This is a genomic window from Pleionea mediterranea, from assembly GCF_003148745.1.
Classification (GTDB): Bacteria; Pseudomonadota; Gammaproteobacteria; order Enterobacterales; family Kangiellaceae; genus Pleionea; species Pleionea mediterranea.
Genome location: NZ_QGGU01000008.1, coordinates 59,925 through 82,175, shown reverse-complemented (window position 1 = coordinate 82,175; position 22,251 = coordinate 59,925). Strand labels below are relative to the sequence as shown.

At 41.3% G+C, this 22,251-nt stretch carries 20 protein-coding genes; all 20 read left to right on the top strand.

Annotation, left to right across the window (positions count from 1 at the left end):
- The 20 genes from neuC (at nucleotide 1) to C8D97_RS11630 (ending at nucleotide 22,249) form a co-directional block, all read left to right on the top strand.
- A complete protein-coding gene (gene neuC / locus C8D97_RS11725; RefSeq protein WP_109763970.1) occupies nucleotides 1-1,332 on the top strand; it encodes a UDP-N-acetylglucosamine 2-epimerase in 1,332 nt (443 codons plus the stop codon).
- Nucleotides 1,329-2,393, top strand: a complete 1,065-nt coding sequence (gene neuB / locus C8D97_RS11720) for an N-acetylneuraminate synthase (RefSeq protein ID WP_109763969.1) — start codon at nucleotides 1,329-1,331, stop codon at nucleotides 2,391-2,393. Before neuC ends, neuB begins: the two co-directional genes overlap by 4 nt.
- Entirely contained in the window at nucleotides 2,386-3,015 is a 630-nt protein-coding gene (locus tag C8D97_RS11715; RefSeq protein WP_109763968.1) for a NeuD/PglB/VioB family sugar acetyltransferase, read from the top strand. The genes neuB and C8D97_RS11715 overlap by 8 nt, the downstream gene beginning before the upstream one ends.
- 86 nt (nucleotides 3,016-3,101) lie before the next feature.
- The gene (locus C8D97_RS11710) at nucleotides 3,102-4,160 is read left to right on the top strand and encodes a nucleotidyltransferase family protein (RefSeq protein ID WP_109763967.1); all 1,059 of its coding nucleotides are present in this window, start codon (nucleotides 3,102-3,104) and stop codon (nucleotides 4,158-4,160) included.
- 2 nt (nucleotides 4,161-4,162) lie between these two features.
- A complete protein-coding gene (locus tag C8D97_RS11705; protein WP_109763966.1) occupies nucleotides 4,163-4,891 on the top strand; it encodes an acylneuraminate cytidylyltransferase family protein in 729 nt (242 codons plus the stop codon).
- 306 nt (nucleotides 4,892-5,197) lie between these two features.
- Nucleotides 5,198-6,685 (top strand): sigma-54 dependent transcriptional regulator, encoded by a 1,488-nt coding sequence (locus C8D97_RS11700; protein ID WP_109763965.1) that lies wholly within the window; start codon nucleotides 5,198-5,200, stop codon nucleotides 6,683-6,685.
- Between the two features lie 355 nt (nucleotides 6,686-7,040).
- On the top strand, nucleotides 7,041-8,342 hold the full coding sequence (locus tag C8D97_RS11695) for a sensor histidine kinase (protein WP_109763964.1): 1,302 nt from the start codon (nucleotides 7,041-7,043) through the stop codon (nucleotides 8,340-8,342).
- Entirely contained in the window at nucleotides 8,332-9,672 is a 1,341-nt protein-coding gene (locus tag C8D97_RS11690) for a sigma-54-dependent transcriptional regulator (protein WP_109763963.1), read from the top strand. Before C8D97_RS11695 ends, C8D97_RS11690 begins: the two co-directional genes overlap by 11 nt.
- Nucleotides 9,673-9,693: 21 nt before the next feature.
- Nucleotides 9,694-10,014, top strand: coding sequence for a flagellar hook-basal body complex protein FliE (gene fliE / locus C8D97_RS11685; protein ID WP_109763962.1), 321 nt, complete (start codon nucleotides 9,694-9,696; stop codon nucleotides 10,012-10,014).
- Between the two features lie 44 nt (nucleotides 10,015-10,058).
- Nucleotides 10,059-11,717, top strand: coding sequence for a flagellar basal-body MS-ring/collar protein FliF (gene fliF / locus C8D97_RS11680; RefSeq protein WP_109763961.1), 1,659 nt, complete (start codon nucleotides 10,059-10,061; stop codon nucleotides 11,715-11,717).
- Nucleotides 11,710-12,741: a flagellar motor switch protein FliG gene (gene fliG, locus C8D97_RS11675; RefSeq protein WP_109763960.1), complete on the top strand. Its 1,032-nt coding sequence runs from the start codon at nucleotides 11,710-11,712 to the stop codon at nucleotides 12,739-12,741. The genes fliF and fliG overlap by 8 nt, the downstream gene beginning before the upstream one ends.
- A gap of 4 nt (nucleotides 12,742-12,745) precedes the next feature.
- Nucleotides 12,746-13,555, top strand: coding sequence for a flagellar assembly protein FliH (locus C8D97_RS11670; protein WP_109763959.1), 810 nt, complete (start codon nucleotides 12,746-12,748; stop codon nucleotides 13,553-13,555).
- Nucleotides 13,539-14,915, top strand: a complete 1,377-nt coding sequence (fliI, locus tag C8D97_RS11665) for a flagellar protein export ATPase FliI (RefSeq protein ID WP_109763958.1) — start codon at nucleotides 13,539-13,541, stop codon at nucleotides 14,913-14,915. Before C8D97_RS11670 ends, fliI begins: the two co-directional genes overlap by 17 nt.
- On the top strand, nucleotides 14,912-15,358 hold the full coding sequence (fliJ, locus tag C8D97_RS11660; RefSeq protein ID WP_109763957.1) for a flagellar export protein FliJ: 447 nt from the start codon (nucleotides 14,912-14,914) through the stop codon (nucleotides 15,356-15,358). The genes fliI and fliJ overlap by 4 nt, the downstream gene beginning before the upstream one ends.
- Before the next feature lie 111 nt (nucleotides 15,359-15,469).
- Nucleotides 15,470-15,745 carry an STAS domain-containing protein gene (locus tag C8D97_RS11655; RefSeq protein ID WP_170115230.1) on the top strand — a complete coding sequence of 92 codons (276 nt, stop codon included), beginning with the start codon at nucleotides 15,470-15,472 and terminating at the stop codon, nucleotides 15,743-15,745.
- Nucleotides 15,746-15,847: 102 nt separating this feature from the next.
- A complete protein-coding gene (locus tag C8D97_RS11650) occupies nucleotides 15,848-16,210 on the top strand; it encodes a response regulator (protein ID WP_109763955.1) in 363 nt (120 codons plus the stop codon).
- 49 nt (nucleotides 16,211-16,259) lie between these two features.
- Nucleotides 16,260-18,446 carry a chemotaxis protein CheA gene (locus tag C8D97_RS11645; RefSeq protein WP_109763954.1) on the top strand — a complete coding sequence of 729 codons (2,187 nt, stop codon included), beginning with the start codon at nucleotides 16,260-16,262 and terminating at the stop codon, nucleotides 18,444-18,446.
- Nucleotides 18,443-18,979 carry a chemotaxis protein CheW gene (locus C8D97_RS11640; RefSeq protein ID WP_109763953.1) on the top strand — a complete coding sequence of 179 codons (537 nt, stop codon included), beginning with the start codon at nucleotides 18,443-18,445 and terminating at the stop codon, nucleotides 18,977-18,979. Before C8D97_RS11645 ends, C8D97_RS11640 begins: the two co-directional genes overlap by 4 nt.
- Nucleotides 18,976-19,452 (top strand): chemotaxis protein CheW, encoded by a 477-nt coding sequence (locus C8D97_RS11635; RefSeq protein WP_109763952.1) that lies wholly within the window; start codon nucleotides 18,976-18,978, stop codon nucleotides 19,450-19,452. The genes C8D97_RS11640 and C8D97_RS11635 overlap by 4 nt, the downstream gene beginning before the upstream one ends.
- 70 nt (nucleotides 19,453-19,522) lie before the next feature.
- Nucleotides 19,523-22,249, top strand: coding sequence for a methyl-accepting chemotaxis protein (locus C8D97_RS11630; protein WP_109763951.1), 2,727 nt, complete (start codon nucleotides 19,523-19,525; stop codon nucleotides 22,247-22,249).
- Nucleotides 22,250-22,251 lie beyond the last annotated feature (2 nt).

The window sequence follows — 22,251 nt, the reverse complement described above, 5'->3', positions numbered from 1 at the left end:
ATGACGGTATCTGATTTGACAACGTTAGCCATGGTAACATCAACACGTGCGGACTGGGGATTGTTAAAACCTCTGGCTAAACAATTAACATCAATTGAAGCGATCGATTTTCATCTGATTGTTTCTGGCACACATTTGCTTCCATCGTTTGGCCAAACAGTATCTGAAATTATTAGTGACGGATTTACCGATATTCACAAGGTTAAGTTTGATATGAACGGGCAAAAAACAACGGATACCATAGCTTCAACATCAGAAGCGTTATTGAAGTATTCCGAGTGTTTTGTTTCTCTAAAGCCAGATGCGATAATTCTTCTTGGCGATCGTTTTGAAATTTTTGCTGCAGCAGTATCAGCACTAATGCTTAAAATACCCATTGTGCATATTCATGGTGGTGAGCTTACTGAAGGTGCTCTCGACGATGCTTTACGTCATTGCATTACCAAAATGTCATCGCTCCATTTTGTATCAACCAGTACATATCAACAGCGTGTTATACAAATGGGGCAACCACCTGAAACGGTATACCTATCTGGAGCACTCGGGTTAGAAAATATTTCACAGGATGCCTGTTTCGATTTGTCCGATGACTTTGAAAAGTATTCAATCACTAAAAATGATGAACTAATCATGATGACTTACCAGCCTGAGTTTTATGGTGAGATATCGGACTGTTCTGTTCTTGAGAACTTGTTGGAAGCTTGTTTAAGCAAGACGAGTGCGAAAATACTTATTTCTTATCCTAATGCTGACTCAGGACGTGATTCCATTGTATCCGTCATTAATAATTGGCAGCATCAATACCCCGGCCGAATTATAGCGGAGCATTCTTTTGGTCGAAAGCGTTACTTATCATTGGCTAAACGTTGTCTGTTTGTTATTGGAAATTCTTCCAGCGGCTTAATTGAAATACCATCATTGCATGTACCTACTATTAATGTAGGTGGACGACAAAAAGGGCGTGTATGCGCTAAGTCGGTCATTAATGTTACTACCAGTTACGAAGCTATTAGCAAAGCAATTGAGCAAGCGCTGAATAAAACGTTTAGGGAGTCAGTAAAAAGTGTAGAAAATCCTTATTCTCTATATACATCGCCGTCAGAGTTCATTGCTTCCACTCTAAGTAACTATGATTACAGCAGGATAAATCACCGGTTCTTTGACTTACCGGATAATAGCTTAACCAAAGCTGAGTTGCCGACAAGTACCTTGAAAAACAATAACAATAAAACCGTTGAAACTAATAATATTGAAACAAGTGTCGTTGCATCGACTAATAAAGTTCAGGCAGATAGTGAAGATAAAGGCTCTAATGGGAAGGTGAGTGGATGAAAATTATTGCAGAAGCCGGTGTTAATCATAATGGCTCTCTTAAGCTGGCAAAGCAATTGGTTGATGCTGCAAAGTTATCGGGAGCGGATATAGTAAAGTTTCAATGTTTTAGAGCCAATTCTTTAGTGACACTCGATGCGGAAAAAGCTCAATACCAGCATGCTGGTGATAAACACAGTTCACAGCATGATATGTTATTGTCCCTTGAACTGTCTTATGAAGATTTTATAGAGTTATCAAATTATTGTCAGTTAAAAGATATCGAGTTTTTATGTACGGCATTTGATACGAACAGCCTTACTTTTTTGCTTGAAAACACTCAAATGAAACGGTTGAAAATACCTTCCGGTGAAATTACCAATGCACCCTTTGTATTACAACATGCAAGAGCAGGTTTGCCATTAATTGTTTCAACCGGAATGGCGTCACTTGCGGATATTGAGAATGCTCTTAAAGTTATAACTTTTGGGTTGTTAGCGCCTAAAAGTGAAAAGCCAGATAGCAACCGTATCGAACATTATTACTCATTGCCAGAAGCTCGCTCATGCTTGAGTGAAAAGGTAACGATTTTACATTGCACAACTGAATATCCAGCACCATTAACCAGTATTAATTTGAATGCCATGAGATCACTAGGTCAATGCTTTGGTTTGTCTTATGGCTATTCGGATCATACCAAGGGTACTACGGTTCCTGTGGCGGCTACCGCTTTAGGTGCCAGTATAATTGAAAAGCATTTTACACTGGATAAAACTCAACAAGGACCGGATCATAAAGCCAGTCTTGAGCCAGATGAGTTAAAAGTCATGATCAGTTCGGTTAGAGATTGTGTTTTGTCTTTGGGAAGTTCAGTAAAAACACCGGCGCCCGTTGAGCTCAAGAACAAGGTTGCAGCTCGAAAAAGTCTTGTGGCAGCAACATCAATTGCAAAAGGTGAGCAATTTTCTGAACATAACCTGACGATAAAGCGCCCTGGTAGTGGTGTTTCACCCGTGTATTACTGGGATTACCTGGGGCGTACTGCATCACGTCCTTTTACCAAGGATGAGTTAATTGATTAATTCGCCACTTGTCATGATCGGCGCAGGCGGTCATGCCGCCGTCTGCTTCGATGTGCTGGTAAAAAATCAGCAAAATAAAAATCTTTTAGGTGTTATTACTCCTGATATTGAAGCGGGTTCATATTGGCAACCTTTGAATCTGGTCAGCTTGGGAAATGATCAAAGTGGCCTCGCTTTAATTAATTCAAATGATTCCATTGGCTTTATTAATGGCTGTGGGTTTTTGCCTCGCAATTCCTTGCGTTATAGACTTTATCAAGAATATAAGTCGAAGGGGGCATCATTTACTACACTTATTCATCCCAGTGCGATTGTTAGCCATTATGCTAATCTTTCTGAGGGCGTACAGGTAATGGCAGGAGCGTGTCTGCAAATTGGCTGTGATATTAACCAAAACACCATTATCAATACACGAGCAGTAGTAGAGCACCATGTTTCCATAGGTGCACATTGTCATATCGCTCCAGGCAGTATTATTTGTGGTGATACGGTTGTTAAAGATCATGTTTTTATAGGTACTGGCGCTGTTATTTTGCAGGGTATAACCATTGGTACAGGTGCCATTATTGGGGCTGGCGTTACGGTTAAGTCGGATGTCGCAGAAAAGGCAATACTTAAATAATTGCTGTAATACATTTTAAGACCCAAAATACAGAATAAAATATACATTATAACTCCATTAATCAGGATAACCTTAAGAGAGTGAATATGTCGTTTCAAGATGATCGTTGGAAGTCGGCTTGTGTCTCTTCAACGGATTCTATCCGTGATGTGATTGGCGCTATTGATCGATCGGCCATTCGCGCTGCATTGGTCACCGATAATGAGTATAAGTTACTGGGTATTGTTACCGACGGAGATATTCGACGTGGCTTGCTTAATTACATCGATCTGGATGAGTCGGTTACAAAAGTCATGAACAGTAATCCCGTTTACTGTACGCCTGCAGATTCTACACAAAAAATATTAACGCTAATGGCTCGAAAAAATTTGCTTCATTTGCCTGTAGTTGATGACCACAAAGTTGTCGGCCTGGTTGTACTTGAGCAATTAATGAAAACTCCCAAACGCAGTAATCCAGTGTTTTTAATGGCTGGAGGGTTTGGTACACGTTTAAAACCATTAACAGACGATTGCCCTAAACCTTTACTCAAAGTTGGTAGTAAACCAATTTTAGAAACCATTATAGAAAGCTTTATAGAATATGGTTTCTATAAATTTTATATTTCAACCCACTATCTTGCTGATCAAATTAAAGACTACTTCGGTGACGGTAGCGCCTGGGGGATAGAAATACATTATGTTCATGAAAATGAGCCTCTTGGTACGGCAGGTGCTTTAGGGTTATTACCCGACACTACACCGCAACTACCTTTGATTATGATGAATGGTGATCTACTAACAAAGGTAAACTTTGATGAGTTATTAAGCTTTCATGAGAAAAAGGGCGCTGTGGCAACGATGTGTGTCTCCAGTTATGGTATTAAAGTTCCTTATGGTGTAATAGAAACCGATGGTGAAATTATCACCAGTATTGTAGAAAAGCCGACAAAACAATTTTTTATTAATGCTGGTATTTATGTTCTGTCTCCCGATGTGTTTTCAAAAATTGAAGCCAACAAAAAACAAGATATGCCGGATTTAATTCAACAATATATTAAGCGTAATAAACAGGTATCCATGTTTCCTATACATGAGTACTGGCTGGATATTGGGAAAATGCCTGACTTTGAGAAAGCACAAGACGATATTATAAAAGGGAATTAAGTTTGTCTTATATTGCAATCATACCTGCTCGCTCCGGAAGCAAAAGAATTCCGAACAAAAATATGCGTCTGTTTTCAGGTAGGCCGTTAATTGAGTGGACAATTATAGCTGCGTTAAATACAAAAGCTATCAGCCAGATAATTATTACCAGCGATCATCCAGACGTTAAAACGTTATGTGATCAATTGCGCGAAGGAGAGCATAATAATAGCGAGTCCAATTTAACTAAAAATCTGGACAGGCTGTTATTTTTAACGCGACCTGATAATTTAGCATCGGATACAGCAGGTATGGCAGAGGTGATTAGTCATGTTATAGACGAAGCTCAACTGAGCAAGGAGCAGAACATTATCCTATTGCAGCCCACCAGCCCTCTGAGAAGTGAGCTGCACATAACCGAAGCAATAGACTGTTTTGAACAACAACAGCATAACAATCTGGTTTCAGTGACGCCTATTTCTTTTCCACCCCAGTGGTGTTTAACAGTCAAACAGCAAGGCGACCTGAACATTCCTGAGTCATTATTTAACGGTAAACGTTCTCAAGATTATCAGTCTAGTTTTGTTCCCAATGGTGCTATCTATATTTCAAACATTTCACGATTTAGAGCAAGTAAAAGTTTTTATACAGCGCCGTGTTACCCGTATATTATGGCACCAGAGCATTCACAGGATATTGATGATGAATCTGACTGGAAACTTGCTGAAGCTCTGTTTCAATTAAATCAATAGTTGTTTGTGGCCATTACCAGTGCCGTAATGTTGCTATACGTCAATTACAGTAACTTGTGCAGAATAGTCTTTTACCAAATATTATCGTTTGCGAAATATGGTCGTTTACGAAATATTATCGATTGCCAAATATCATCAGTTAAGTTGAATGTTGATAGTGATGTAATTTACATTAGAATTAATTGACAAAAAATTGACAGATTACAAATCAGCTTCTATTTATTATCATAGGTTATTCATTTTAAAAAACTTTTAGCCGATCCAATTGGTTAAAAATAGAGCAGTTTTTTTACTCAGGGGTTTGCGGTGTTATCCGAATTAAAAGTACTTGTGATCGATGACGATGCCAAGCGAGGGCACGATATTAAAGTGATCCTCGATTTTATCGGTGAAGACTGCCTGATATCGGATTCAAAAAACTGGCAAAACATACTGACGTCACCGTCAGAATTTCTTACCGTTGCGATTGGCCAGCTGGATAACTACGATAAATTGTCGGATCTGGTTGCTGAAATTCAGCAATACTCGAAAAGCCTGCCGTTACTGATGATTGGCGATGTTTCCTACACTGGTGATATGAGTGATGCTCTGGCCTGCCAAATTGTAGGGCGAATCGATACCCCACCAAAATACAATGATTTACTGGAAGTGATGCACGCCTGTCAGGAATGTCACGGTAATCAGCACATTATTCAGCAGGGCAATCAACCGCTTGAGTTATTTAGAAGCATGGTTGGTGCCAGCGATGCGGTACAAGATGTTCGCACACTTATCTCACAAGTAGCCAACAGTGACGCTAATGTTTTGATTCTGGGTGAATCCGGAACCGGAAAAGAAGTCGCAGCCCGAAATATCCACTATTTGTCCGATCGCTCGGATAAGCCATTTATTCCGGTCAATTGTGGGGCGATCCCTGGCGAACTGTTAGAGTCCGAATTATTCGGCCATGAAAAGGGCGCTTTTACTGGTGCGCTGTCTGCCAGACAGGGGCGATTTGAACTTGCTCAGGGCGGAACCTTGTTTCTCGACGAAATTGGCGATATGCCACTTTCGATGCAAGTTAAAATATTGCGCGTGCTGCAGGAAAAGTGCTTTGAACGCGTCGGTGGCAATAAAACCATTCAGGCCAATGTAAGAATAGTCGCCGCAACCCATCGTCAGCTGGAGCACGAAGTATCAGAAGGAAACTTTCGCGAAGATCTGTATTACCGGCTAAACGTTTTTCCCATCGAGATGCCGGCTCTGCGCGAACGTGCCGATGATATTCCGCTGTTAATTAACGAATTAACCACTCGGCTGGAAAAACACGGTCGAGACTCGGTGCGATTCAGCGCCAATGCCATGGCATCACTGATGCGGCATGACTGGCCAGGTAATGTAAGAGAACTGGCGAATTTGGTGGAACGACTGTGCATCTTGTTTCCGTACGGTGTGGTGGATGTCAATGAACTGCCCACCAAGTATCAGTACCTTGATGGTCTGACACCTTACGAAGCGCCAAAACTAAAACAGCAGATTGAAAGTCAGCCACGGGTAGCCGCTGAATTTGATGTTTCGTCGGCAGAAAATCAAAGCCCAGCAGGTGAGCAGAGCGCTGAGTTGGAGTTGCCAGAAGAAGGACTTAACCTTAAAGAGTTTATGGCAAAGCTTGAAATTGAATACATCAAACAGGCACTCGACCGTGACGACTGGGTGGTTGCCAAAGCCGCCAACCGACTGGGTATGCGCAGAACAACACTGGTAGAAAAGATGAAAAAGTACGATATTTCCCGTACTGACGATATATCGGGTTAGGGTTGCTTATTTTTAATACCGCTGGTTGTTTGAAACTCTCTAATACATATCAATAACGATCCTTTGTTGGCTTAGAACCGATAATTGAGTTTTTGTTGCGCCGACCTCTCGATTTATCACCCAAAGGTTATCCAGATATTTACCAATAATATATTACCCAAATAATACCCATAACAATCACCTCCCTAAGTCTTGTTTTTTATCGACAGTTAAACGCCAGAAAATTGACTGCAGCTGTTTTAGAAAATTTTAATGCTACATATCTTATTGAAATAAAACAATAAATTAAAATAGGCACGCTATTTGCTGCTAAGCCATCAACGCTTTGGTTACCGCAAGCAGGAGACAGTAAACGATGCCAAACCCTCAACGTATTAAAACGTCAACCGATGAAACATCGGTGACTTCCGGCACGTCGATATTTTCTAAAGGTAACTCATCCAGCAAATCTATAAACCAGACAACCGCAAGCCATGCAGAGGCGAATGATTTGAACATTGAACATTTGCAGCAAGCATTTCAGCAGTTTAACCGGCTATCGGAAAACTTTGTCCATTCTTATCAGGATCTTGAAGATCAGGTGGAGTCACTGGCCGATAAATTAGCGCGCGAAGTCAGTAATAAACAGCACCAACTTATTGAAAAAGAAAAAGCGGCTTCACGTTTACAAAGCCTGCTGTCGATTTTACCCGCGGGTGTTGTTGTGATTGATGAGCACGGTTATGTGCAAGATTGCAATGCAGTATCCGTCGATTTATTAGGCCGGCCATTGCTTGGCGAGAAATGGATAGCAATTATTCAGCGCAGTTTTGCACCACGACTCGACGATGGTCATGAAGTGTCGCTGAAAGATGGTCGCCGGGTGCATATTGAAACCCGTTCACTGGATTACGAACCTGGTCAGTTGATTGTGCTTACGGATCTCACTGAAACCCGTAAGTTACAGGACAAGGTTAATCAGGATAAACGCTTATCCAGCATGGGTAAGATGATGGCGTCACTGGCGCATCAGATAAGAACGCCTCTATCGTCAGCGTTGATTTACGCAGACGGTTTATCGAACACCAATATGGGAAAGGATAAGCAAAAGAAATTCTCAGAGAAGCTGGTGAGTTGTTTAACACACCTTGATAGACATATTAACGATATGTTGCAGTTTGCCCGATCCGGCGGATTACAAAAGTCTATTAAACCTTGCTCCGAAATTTCACAGGCTGTTAGTCAACATGCGACCGATCATTATCCTGAGTTAATAATCAATAATGATACCAAGCATACATTTAATGTGGAGCTCAATTTAGACGCCGTATTAAGTGCTTTATCCAATATTATCGACAATGGGTTTCAGGCTTGTGAAAAAAATGAGTTAGCAGAAGTATCGCTATCAATTACAACGCAAGACAACCTTATTATGTTTAAAGTCTCCGACAATGGAGAGGGAATCGAACAGAAAAAAATCGATAAAATACTCGATCCTTTCTACACCACAAAGTCAGGAGGCACCGGTCTTGGTCTTGCGGTTGTTCATGGCGCGGTAAAAGCGCATCAGGGAGAATTAAATATTCAGTCTGAAATAGGCAAAGGGACAGATATTACGTTAATACTTTATCGAGCAATAACCTTAAATGCAGTAGAAGGCAGTCATCATGAACACTAATCGAGTATTAGTACTGGAAGACGATCAAACATTAAGAGAAGCCCTTACCGACACACTTGAGTTATCCGGCTATCAGGTTGATGAAGCAGAAGACATAGATTCGGCCATTGTTAAATGGTCATCGTCACAACCGGATATAGTCGTCAGTGATGTTAATCTGGGTGAGCGAAATGGGAAAGAGTTTTTGAAATTTGTCCGTGGCAAAGATATGAATACGCCGTTTATATTTATGACGGCTTACGGAACAATCGACATGGCTGTTTCGGCCATGCAGGAAGGCGCCAGTGAGTTTATTCAAAAGCCGTTTAAACCAACAATATTGTTAGAAATTTTAGAGCGCTACAAGCACACTGAGTTAAATGAAAAGTTACCGATTATTGCAGATGATAAAAGTCAGCAACTTTATCAGTTAGCCAAACGTATCGCGGCCACCGACTCAACGGTATTACTCAATGGGCCAAGCGGTTCGGGTAAAGAAGTTATGGCGAACTATATTCATAGTCATTCAAGTCGTAGTGAACAGCCATTTGTTGCATTAAATTGTGCCGCCATACCGGAGAATATGTTAGAAGCAACTTTGTTTGGTTACGAGAAAGGGGCATTTACAGGCGCTTATCAGTCTTGTCCTGGTAAATTCGAACAAGCCCAAAATGGCACTATTTTGCTGGATGAAATATCAGAAATGGATTTGTCTTTGCAAGCTAAACTGTTACGGGTGTTGCAAGAGCGTGAAGTGGAGCGGCTCGGCAGTCGCAAGATGATCCCGTTAAACGTACGAGTGATCGCAACAACCAATCGAGATTTGAAAAAAGAAGTCCAGGAAAAACGATTTCGTGAAGACTTATATTTCCGTTTAAATGTTTTCCCAATGACCTGTTTAGCTTTATCGGAGCGAACCCGAGACATTATACCGCTGGCAGAATTTTTGTTAGAAAAATACGCCCGTCAAAACAATCTTGATGTTCCATCGATAAGCAGTGATGCGAAATCAAAATTACTCAGCTATAACTGGCCAGGCAACGTACGAGAGCTGGATAACGTGGTGCAGCGCTGTCTAATTTTATCCGGTGGTGTAGAAGTTGACTCAGAACACCTGATGTTTGAAACCACCCATGAAATTATTGACTCAACTACACAAGAGATCGAAGACGATAATGTTTCTGCGCTTGGTGCAGGTGTTAGACAGCACGAATATCAAATTATTATTGATGCGTTAAAGCAGTGCAATGGAAAGAAAAAACAGGTTGCAGAAGAACTGGGCATTAGCCCCCGAACACTTCGATACAAATTAGCCAAAATGCGAGAGCTGGGCTACGAAATGCCCGCTTAAATTAGTGAAAGGTAAATTAATATGACTCAAATAACACCCGATCAAATATTGTCGCAAATGAGGCAGTTAAGTGCTGCAGCTCAAAACCCACAAACACAACAAGTTGCTGCCAGTGGTAATGCTGACTTTACCAATGCGCTTGGTGATGCATTAAAAACAATTAACCAACATCAAATGGCTTCTGCACAAGCTGCAAATTCTATTGAATCTGGTGATGGTGGTGTCAGTCTTGTTAAAGCAATGATTGCGTCGCAAAAAGCAAGTGTTGCGTTTGATGCTGCCGTACAGGTTAGAAATCGTGTGGTCAGTGCTTATCAGGACATTATGAATATGCCCATTTAGGCATGTCATATTCCTGAATAATTTAGTTTTATTGGAGAATAAAAGTGGCTGAAGCAACATCAACAGAGCTGTCCAATGTGAGCGCTGCGCCAAATATTTTACCGGGCATGAATAATCTTGGCGTATTTAAACAGCTGGGCATTATGATCGGCCTGGCGGCCAGTGTCGCTCTTGGTGTGTTTATTGTTTTATGGGGTTCAGAGCCAGATATGCGGCCTCTGGGTAATCTTGATGCTGGCAGTTCACTGGATGTTGTGAGTTATCTTGATCAGAGTAATGTGAAATATAAGCTCGACGGTAATGGCATGATATTAGTGCCTCAAGATCGTTACCAACGCATTAAAATGGAACTGGCTGGACAAGGCGTTAATTTAAATGCACAAACCGATCAATACCTGAATAAAGAAACCGGTTTTGGCGTATCACAACGATTAGAAAAAGCGCGATTAAAACGCAGTCAAGAATTACAGTTGGCAAAAACCATTGGCGACTTTAACGGTATAAGAGCCGCTAAAGTTCATTTGGCTTTACCCAAAGAAACCGCATTTTTAAAACACAAGCGCAAACCTCGTGCTTCGGTATTATTAAATTTATACGGCAATCGTCAACTTGATGAAGAACAGGTTAGGGCTATTGTTGATTTGGTTACTGGCAGTGTTGCCAATCTTGAAGCTGAACGTGTTACGGTGACTGATCAATTAGGGCGACTGTTGCATTCTGGCAGTCAGAGTCAACAAGAGCGTGAAACCAATCGTGAAATAAAGTTAACGCGCGAACAGCAAGCAGATTATCGCGACAAAATTGAGCAAATATTATTACCCATCGTTGGTGAAGGCAATTACACAGTACAAGTTAATGTTGATATGGATTTCACTAAAACCGAACAGACTCAACAAGTGTTTAATCCTGAATTGCCCGCCGTTCGAAGTGAGCGCACCATGGAAGATCAATCCGCTACCGCTGGCGCTTCAGGAATACCAGGCGCACTGAGCAATCAACCACCGGCAGCAGCCAATATTCCTGAAACATTACAGCAAGATGCGGGTAATCAGGCCGATAATGCAACTGCTGAAACACAAACGCCGGTGAATCGTCGCGTTGAAGCGGAACGTAATTACGATTTGGATACCACCATCAGTCATATTAAACAGCAGGTAGGGGTGATTCGAAAGGTTAGTGTTTCTGTCGGGCTTGATTACATTGACAATCCACAAGACCCAACAACACAAGTACCTATGTCGAACGATCAAATCACCAACATTACCCGATTGATTCGTGGTGCTATTGGCTATAATCCAAATAGAGGCGATCAAGTAGAAGTCGAAAGTTTTAACTTTGTACGACCTGAAGCGTTACCAACGCCAGCGCCATTAGCTTTTTATGAACAACCTTTGTTTCAGGCACTATGGAAACCGGTAACCGCTTTGTTATTAGGATTAGTTTTAATATTCGGCTTGCTTAAACCATTAATGAGTAAGTTAACCAAACAACCCGATGTTCCCGTAGGGACCCGTCAGGAAGATGACTTTAATATGGGCGAGATGGGAGCGGATACGTTAAGCTTAGGCAGTGATCCCGCATTAGAGTTACCAGGCCCTCAAATTGCTGGTTCACCAAAGAGTGAAAAGGCCAAAGGTGTTGCCGGGCAAGATCCAACCATGGTGGCACAGTTAGTGAAAAACTGGGTAGAAGAAGATGAGTGACGACAAACCTGAAAAAGAAAAAAAGACAAAACTGACGTACAGTGGCACCGAAAAGGCCGCTGTACTTTTGTTGTCGCTGGGTGAAGAAAATGCGGCTCAAGTGCTTAAACATATGGGACCAAAAGAAGTTCAAAAAATTGGACTTGCTATGGCGTCGCTTAAAAATGTAGAAAAAGAATCGGTAGAAGTGGTACTCGATGAATTTCTGGAAAAAGTTGAAGATCAAACCGGCATCGGAATCGGCACCGAAGACTATATTCGTAACACATTAAAAAATGCTTTGGGTGAAGATAAAGCCGGCGCATTAATTGATCGTATTTTACTAGGCGCCAACACCAAAGGACTTGATACGCTTAAATGGATGGATCCACGAGCGGTTGCCGATATTATTCGATTTGAACACCCGCAAATTCAATCGATTGTTTTATCCTATCTTGATCCGGATCAAAGCGCAGAAATTATGGGGTTGTTTCCAGAAAAAACACGACTTGATCTGGCACTACGAATTTCCGCACTTGAAGCAGTGCAACCGAATGCCTTACAAGAACTTAACAGCATTATGGAAAAACAGTTCTCAGGCAGTTCATCATCGAAAGCCGCGCAAATGGGTGGAGTCAAAAAAGTTGCGGATATTATGAACTTCCTCGATACCAGTGTTGAAGGATTGTTGATCGAAAACATTAAAGAAGTTGATGAAGATTTAGGTCAACAAATTCAAGATATGATGTTTGTGTTTGATAATCTGGCTGACGTTGATGACCGAGGCATTCAAGCACTGCTCAGAGAAATCTCTACCGATACACTTGTATTGGCATTGAAAGGCTCTGATGAAGCCATTAAAGAAAAAATATTCAATAACATGTCAAAACGTGCCGCTGAATTAATGAAAGATGACTTAGAGGCTATGGGGCCGGTTAAAGTAAGTGAAGTAGAAAACTCTCAGAAAGAAATTTTAACCGTAGCGCGTCGTATGGCGGATGCCGGTGAAATTGTACTGGGCGGTGTCGGTGAGGACATGATTTAATATTATGACAAACACTGATAACCCACAGTCATCTGAGAAACCGGGACAAGATAACAGGTCTAAAAGTTCTGATAAGTCGAAGCAGACAGAGACCGCGCAAGATGAGTCCGCTGATCAGGAACAGGATACAAGTAAATCCATGGCTGTAGAGGAATTGGAAGTAATGAGTGAGCAAGAAGGCGCCTTAAGTTCCAAACGTTGGGAGTTACCTTCGTTTGATTCAGGCCAATCACCAGGCACTCGCTCACAACAAAATAAAGGCGTACCTAAGCCGCCAACTGCTCAAGAAATTGCCGCAATACGACAAGCTGCATTTGATGAAGGTAAGCAGGATGGTTATGAGGCCGGCTTGCAACAAGCGCAAGCAGAACTGACTAAAATGAAACAAGAGTTTGATGCGTTAATGCATCAAATGGAAAAGCCGTTTGAACGAGAACAGGAAAAAATAACCGAAGAATTAGCGGAATTAGCGTCGATGGTTACGCGGCAGATCATTCGCCGTGAAGTAAAGCAAAATCCCGATCAAATTATTGCGGTGATACGTGAAGCAATAAAATTACTGCCATCATCAGGCCGCCAAGTTACCGTTAAAATGCATCCGGAAGATGCCAATTTAATTCGTAAAATATTTTCGGTGGATGGTGAACGACAGTCGGGCTGGACAATTACTGATGATCCTTCCATTTCACGCGGTGGTTGTTCGGTGTCCACCGATGTTTCAAACATAGACGCCACTATTGAAAAACGCATCGCCGATATTTTTACCCATGTTTTTGGCGATCAACGAGTAGCAAAAGATGACACCCAAACCTGAGTTTCAACTGGCCGATAATATCAGTCAATTCAAACAACGTTTGTCGACAGCGCCGGGTCTTGCCGTTGAAGGTAAGTTAACGCGTATGGTTGGTATGACGTTAGAGGCGGTAGGTTGTCAGGTGAATATTGGAGAGCGCTGTTTAATTACCACCAATCGTGGTGAAAAAGAGCCAGCTGAAGTGGTCGGTTTTTCTGAAGACAAAATATATCTGATGCCCACAGGCGATATTCAGGGCCTTGGTCCGGGTGCCAGTGTTATACCCACTGGAAGTACCGCTAACGTAAACGTTGGCGATGAACTTTTAGGGCGTGTTTTAGACGGTTATGGCGCACCGCTTGATCAACAGGGAACTCTATACACAGGTAATAAATACCCGTTGCAGGGCAGACCCATTAACCCTCTGACCCGACATCCGATAGATGAACCTCTCGATGTTGGTGTTGCGGCTATTAATTCATTGCTAACGGTGGGCCGTGGTCAACGTATGGGGTTGTTTGCGGGCAGTGGTGTCGGTAAATCGGTTTTACTGGGAATGATGACGCGGTTTACTTCGGCCGATGTCATAGTGGTTGGCCTGATTGGTGAGCGGGGTAGAGAGGTTCAAGAATTTATTGATCATATTTTGGGTGAGAAAGGGCGTGAGCGTGCGGTAGTGGTTGCGGTTCCTGCGGATAATTCACCTTTAATGCGGCTGCAGGGTGCTATGGTGGCCACCAGTATTGCCGAGTACTTTCGCGATCAGGGTAAAAATGTACTGCTGCTTATGGATTCCTTAACCCGTTTTTGTCAGGCGCAACGAGAAATTGCATTGGCCATTGGAGAGCCGCCCGCTACTAAAGGGTATCCGCCTTCTGTTTTTGCCAAGCTACCGCAATTGGTTGAACGTGCCGGCAACGCTGAAAAAGGCGGTGGCTCTATTACGGCATTTTACACCGTATTAGCAGAAGGCGACGATCAACAGGATCCCATTGCTGATGCTGCCAGAGCGATTCTGGACGGTCATGTGGTGCTATCAAGAGAGTTGGCTGATGCAGGCCATTACCCGGCAATTGACATAGAAGCGTCGGTGAGTAGAGCGATAACGCAAATTGTCGATGAAGAACATATCAAAGATGTTCGTGAATTTAAGCGTATTTACTCAGCATTTATGCGCAATAGAGACCTGATTAATATAGGTGCCTATGAAAAAGGTAGTGATCGTGAAATCGACGAAGCCATTGAGCTTATGCCAGAAATGCGCGCGTTTTTGCAGCAAAACACCTCAGAAAGTCGCACATTGGAGCAGTCAATTGAGGGTTTAAGGTCTATACTTCAAAACGTACCCGACAATAATTCAAGTGGAATGGTTGTTTCATGAAATCAAGCTCACAACGCATAGAACCTGTCAAAAAGGTCGCCGAGCAACGTGAAAAGAAAGCGGCCGATACTCTGAGTCGTGCCCAGAATGTTTACGGAGAGGCGCAGTCAAAACTCCATGAACTGGTGCAATACCGTTCTGATTATATGAGTGAGTTTCAATTTCGGGCACAAAGGGGCATGAGTGGTTCTCAACTACAGCATTATAAGTCCTTCCTGTTACAACTCGATAAAGCCATTGAGACGCAAAAGCAGCAAATAGAATTGCTGCAAGGTGAAGTTAATAAACAGCGTAGCCAGTGGCAAAGCCGCAGTCAGCGTACTCAGGCCGTCAGTAAATATCAGCAGCGAGTACAGAAAAAAGAGCAGTTGAATAAAGACAAAGCAGAAAACCGCCAGATCGAAGACGATATCAACAATCTTCGCCATTCCAAACAGTCATAATTTTCGACAAGTATTCCCCAAAAAATATCGGCAAATTTGCCATGATCTGCTATAAACAATAGACAGGTTTAATAATCAGCTATAACTAATTGATAATACATGGAAAACAAAGTGAGCGTCAGCTGTGGTTCACAGGTGACTATTCAACAGGCTGAGGCCTTAAAACAACGCTTTTTAAACGCGCTGAATAAACAGTCAAATCTTTGCTACGTGAATGCCAGTAAAGTGGAAAAGCTGGATACTGCGGGCGCGCAGCTGCTGTATGCATTTATTCGGCAGGCTGAGACCATGTCTATCGAAGTGCGCTGGCAACATCCTTCGAGTGCTCTGCTGGCGGATGCAAAGCTTTTGGGTATGCAACAGGCACTTCAGCTAAACAACCTTTAGAATCTTAAAGTAGAATTATAATCTTAAAATAGAATTAGGCTCTTGGAATAAAATCAGGTTCTTAGAATAAAGTAGAGCTAAGTAAAACAATGAGAATAAACAATGACCAGAATATTAGCCGTTGATGACTCTAACTCAATACGTGAGATGGTGGTATTTATTTTAAAAGATGCCGGGTTTGATGTGGATGAAGCGCAGGATGGTCAACAAGCGTTACAAAGCGCGCAGAAAACACAGTACGACCTTATATTATCGGATGTCAATATGCCCAACATGGGAGGAATTGAACTGGTTCAGCAACTGCGACAGTTATCTTCTTATCGATTTACACCCATCTTAATGATCACCACAGAGTCAACCAAAGAAAAAAAATTAGAAGGCAAAAAAGCTGGCGCAACAGGATGGATCGTAAAACCTTTTCAACCAGAGCATTTAGTCGCAACCGTAAAAAGAGTAATTGATTAATGTTTACAAGTTGTCCGTTAAATCGTTTAGCCAGGCAATAGGTTAGTTTATGGCTATCGATTTAAGTCAGTTTCATGATGTTTTTTTCGAAGAAAGCTTCGAAAGTCTCGATATTATGGAACAAAATTTACTGCAGCTACCGACAGAATCCGATACTCACCCGGTTGAACCCGACAGCTTAAACAGTATTTTCCGTGCTGCTCACTCCATTAAAGGCGGCAGTGCTACATTTAAGTTTGATTCCGTTGCTAACTTTACTCATACACTGGAAACACTGCTTGATGAAATGCGCAGTGGTCGTTGTCAATTAAACCCAGAAATTACCAATACCTTATTGCAGTCGGTTGATTGTTTAAGAGAAATGTTAACCATTTTGCAAAATAATAAAACACCCGACGAAAGTTTGTATCGACCACTTAATGACGAATTGAGCCAGTTATTAAAAATTTACACGAGTGAAACGGGAACCAGTGCAGGCATAGAGCCAGATTCAGGTACAGATACAGGTACAGATAGTGATAAAGATATTATTAATGCTGGTCAAAGTAACCGTGAGCAAACCTCTGAGAATACGACCAGCCTTAAGCAAAATAACATCCAGAATTTAAGTCAAAACGCTCAAATATCCGGTCAATACTGGGTCATTACTTTTAAACCACAGCCACAAATTTTACGAACAGGCAATGAACCTTTACGTATGTTTCGTGAACTGGCAGAGCTCGGTGAACTTACTGTTGAGGCAAATACAGACTCTGTGGTTACTTTAAACTGTTTGGAGCCAGAAGAGTGCCTGTTGCAGTGGACATTATTGCTACAGGCAAACACCGAAGAATACATGATAGAAGAAGTCTTCGAATGGGTTATGGATGAGTGTGAGCTGTCCATAGAATCAGTGGCTGAACAAGTATTTTCTGAACGATTACTTAGCATAGTGAAGCAATCTACTGTTGAACCGTCCGGATCTCGCAATCCCCTTATTCATTCTGCGCAACAATTAACTCAGAAATCAGATAAAGCAAAAGCAACCAAAGCCTCTTCTCAAAACAGCCCATCCATTCGAGTGAATACAGAAAAAGTGGATACGCTGATTAACCTGGTTGGTGAGTTGATTATTACTCAATCCATGTTAGGTGAAATTGGTGAGGATTTTTCAATCAATAAGCTTGAAAAATTAAAGGATGGATTGAGTCAGCTTGAAAGTAACACTCGTGAATTACAGGAGCATGTTTTACAAATACGCATGTTACCGATTAGCTTTGTGTTTAACCGCTTTCCTCGAATGGTACGCGATTTAAGTGTGCAGTTAGAGAAAAAAGTTACCATTAATATAACGGGTGAAACAACAGAGCTGGATAAAACCTTAATGGAACAAATTGGTGATCCTTTGGTGCATTTAATTCGAAATGCTATGGATCATGGTATTGAGCTTCCCGAGCAGCGACTTAATCAGGGAAAACCAGAAACCGGTGTTATCAACTTATCGGCTTATCATCAGGGCGGTCATATCGTTATCGAAATTAATGATGATGGTGCAGGCATTAATCGTGAAAAAGTAAAGCAACGTGCTGTTCAAAACGGACTTATCAGTGCAGACAGTGAAATACCGGAAGAGCAGTTGTACGCATTGATTTTTGAACCCGGATTTTCCACCGCTGAAACAATATCCGATGTATCCGGTCGAGGCGTAGGCATGGATGTGGTAAAGCGCAATATTGCAGCACTTGGTGGCACAATACAGGTGTCTTCAACAGAGGGCTCGGGCAGCAGCATCACCATCCATATGCCATTAACATTAGCCATATTGGACGGCCAGTTAATACAGGTAGGCGATCAAACATATATTATTCCACTAACCTCAATTGTTGAGTCGCTACAGCTAAAGGCAAAAGATATCATAAGCGTTGCTGGCAATAACCAGGTATTTTTACTGCGTGATGAACATGTGCCCATTGTTCGTCTTTATCAGTCCTTTAATGTAATGCCTAAACAAAAACAAATAACCGATGCTACTATCATTGTTGTTGAAGGAGCCGGTAATAAAGTTGGTTTAATGGTGGATGAGTTATTGTCTCAACAGCAAGTGGTAATTAAAAGCCTGGAGTCGAACTTTATCGCTTTGCCGGGTTTGTCGGGCGCCACTATTTTAGGCGACGGGACGGTTGCGTTAATTATAGACGTGGTTGGTTTTATTCATCATTACTCACGCAAAACTAAAAACAGAGTGATTGCTGCATGAGTAATCAATTAATTGAAGTGCCAGAATCTAAAGCAAATAACGACCTTCAAGACGATATTTTTGATGGCGAACAGTTTTTAGGGTTTGTCGTCAATAACGAGTTTTATGGCATCAATATTCTATCGGTTCAAGAAATTAGAAGTTGGCAGGCTTGCACTCAACTGCCTAATGCGCCCGAATATCTAGCTGGTGTTATCAATATACGGGGCGATATCATCCCGGTAATTGACCTCGGAATAAGATTGGGCATGAATGCCGTTAAGCCGAATAAAGAAACTGCCATAGTGGTACTGAATGTTATATACAGTGGTACGCATAAAAAGATAGGTGCCATTGCCGACTCTGTTTTTGATGTGTTCGAAATTGATCCAGATAATATCAAAGCGGTGTCTGAGACCATTGGCAATATTGATGATAAGTTCGTTAAGGGATTATGTCAGACCCAAGGCAAAACCTTGGTTTTACTTAATGTCGAGCAATTGCTGGATCTCACGGAAGTGGCTAATCATTATGCAAAAGTTGTAGCGTTATGATTGCAACACATGCCGACAGTCATCAATATTTATCTTTTGGTTTGCAGGAAGAGGCATATTGCATCGACATTTTAATGGTTCAGGAAATTCGCGCTTTGGAAAAAGTAAAGCCAATTCCCAATGCACCTAAATTTGTATTGGGTGTCATTAATCTACGTGGGCAAGTCATTCCGGTTGTTGATTTAAGAAAACGCTTTAACTTGTCTAAACCTGATACCAGTCAAAAACCAGTCACTATTTATATCGAGTTAGAAAATTTACAAAAGATAGGTATTGTTGTTGATTATGTGTCAGATGTGCATGAGATCTATCCATCCATGATTAAGAAAAACCCCGACATTACCAACACAGTGGATACGACTTATCTTGACGGTATAGTGACGGTTGATGATGCAATGATCGCCATCATCAATATGAATAAAGTATTTGAGAAAAAAGAATTGTCCGATTTAAGTAATTTGATAAGTGATTAGGTGAAATACTTATGATGTTAGTAAATATCAATAATAAATTACGATACGATGTTATCAATAGGAGTCAATCATGAAAAGTACATTGCTTGGCAATATGAAACTTGCCAATAAGCTCGGTATTGCATTTGTGGCTCTAATGGTTCCTCTGGTTATCAACTTGATAATTCTGGTTCTTGATGATCATGAGCGTGCAGAATTTGCCCATCGTGAAGTGGATGGAATAAATATTATTAGACCAACCATTGAACTCACCTCTAATATTGCGAAGCATCGTGGTAAAAGTGCCCAGCTGTTGGCAAAGGCAGATAGTCGACAGCGACTTAATGGTTCAGAGCTTTCAGAATTTCAAACTAATGTAGACGATAGCTTTACAATAGTAAAAAATGAATTGGAAAGACTAGGCGATGTTGATTTATCCGATAAAATAAAAAAGTTATCCCAACGCTGGAACAATATTCGTAACCAGGCCTATAGCTTTACAGCGGATCAATCCTTTGAGCAACACACCGATCTTATCAATACAACGATACTCTTTTTAGAAAATGTATCGGCCAGCTATAATTTAAAGCTTGAGCCAGCTCTTGATATTAACTATCTGAGTGCAACCATTGCTTCTTACATACCTCAAACTATTAATACGTTAGGAAAAATACGAGGTCTTGGCTCAAAAGTTATCAACTCTGATATAAACAATGAAGCCGATAGATCTCGGTTATACGCTTATACAATTAACATTGAAAACCTTGCCTCTCAAATGAAGGTGGCTCATCAAACCATCACCAAGGTAAATCCTGATATTAAAAGTGAAATTGATAATAGCTATAAACAAACCTTTCTTGCCATATTAAAGGGTGTTGAAGAAATTAACCAGAGAGTTTTAATTAATACAAACAATAGATCACAGAGTGACTATTCAGCTGATAGCTTTTTTAATCATATGACCGATCAAATTAATCAGGTTGAGAATTTAGGTATTACTATTGCTCCATTACTCGAGCGTCGATTAAATAATCGAGCAGATGAGCAAGTGAAACATATGTATACTCAACTGGCTATTATTTTAACAGTGATTGTGCTGGCAAGTCTTATTGTTATATTAGTGGTTAAAGATCTGGTTTATCGTGTGCATGGGGCACGGCATTTATTTAAAGCCATTTCACGGGGTGATTTAGATAACAAAATAGATATTTCAGCGACGGATGAAATTGGTGATCTTTATAAATCTCTAAGTGAAATGCAAGCCACTTTAAAGCAAAAGATTAAAGAAATTGGTCGTCTGGCTTCAGTGGTTGAAAATACATCTGTTAATGTTGTTATGACGGATATGAATAACACTATCACTTACGTCAATCCTGCTGCTATTCGTTTATTTAAACGACGAAAGAAACAGTTAGCCTCTAAAATTCAAAGTTTTAATCCCGGATCATTGGTCGGTAGAAATATTAATATCTTTGATGATGCGAATCGTACATTTGATATGTGCAGTGACCATAATCATCTGCCTTATTATAAAGAAAAGTTGATGGATGGACTGACTTTCAAAATCTCGGCATTTAGTCTGGTTGACTCTAATGGCGATTCGATTGGTAGTGCATTTCAATGGCAAGATATTACTGAAGAGAAAGACGCCGAACGACAAATTGAATCGTTGATTAATGCGGCTGTTAAAGGCAAGCTGGATTCTCGGATTGCGGTTGATGAATACGAAGGCTTTATGAAAAATGTTGGGCAGGGGATTAATCAGCTGATTGAAACAGTGGTTACACCGATCCGAGAGACCACTCGTATAATGCAGGCTATAGCCCAGGGTGATTTAACCGAAGATATACAAGGCAAGTTTCAGGGTGAATTTAACGTTCTTGCAAAAGCCATTAATCAATCTGTTGAAAACTTGCGTGGCATGGTTAGTGAGATTATTGAGTCTTCGGGTCACGTTTCAAGTTCTGCAAAGGAAATTGCGCTTGGCAATACAGACCTTAGTCAACGCACGGAAGAGCAAGCATCAAGTCTTGAAGAAACGGCTTCAAGCATGGAGCAGTTTACTAGCTCTTTGCAGGAAAATGCGAGTAATTCCAAGCAGGCTTCCGATCTTGCTGAAAATGCCAAAGATTTAGCAATTCAGGGAGGCGATGTTGTTAATAGTGCTGTCAAAGCAATGAAAGATATTGAAGATGCATCCAAACGTATATCCGATATTATCAGCGTGATTGATGAAATTGCATTCCAAACCAATTTGCTCGCACTTAATGCTTCCGTTGAAGCTGCCCGTGCCGGTGAACAGGGCAGGGGCTTTGCTGTTGTTGCATCAGAAGTTCGAAGTTTGGCCCAACGCAGTGCCGGTGCCGCTAAAGAGATTAAAACATTAATTCACGACAGCGTTAATAAAGTAGCTGACGGTGCCGACTTAGTCGGTAAATCTGGCTCCACACTGGAAGACATTGTCCGTTCTGTAACGAATGTAAATTCTATCATTACTACCATTAACAACGCGACTCAGGAACAGGCAGCAGGTATCGAACAGGTCAATGAAGCTGTGGGACAGATGGACGATATGACTCAGCAAAACGCAGCTCTGGTTGAAGAGGCGGCCGCCGCGGCAGAATCTCTTGAAGAGCAGTCTTCAAGCTTGCTGCAAAAAATGATGTTCTTTAACACCGGCGAAAACTTTATTGAAAAGTTTCAGGACGATAAAAAACCAACGTTTAATTCAAACATTAAGCCTAAAAAATCAGGTGGTTCAACCTATCATGGGCGATTTAGCAGTAGCAAAAATACTGATGACTGGGAAGAGTTTTGATT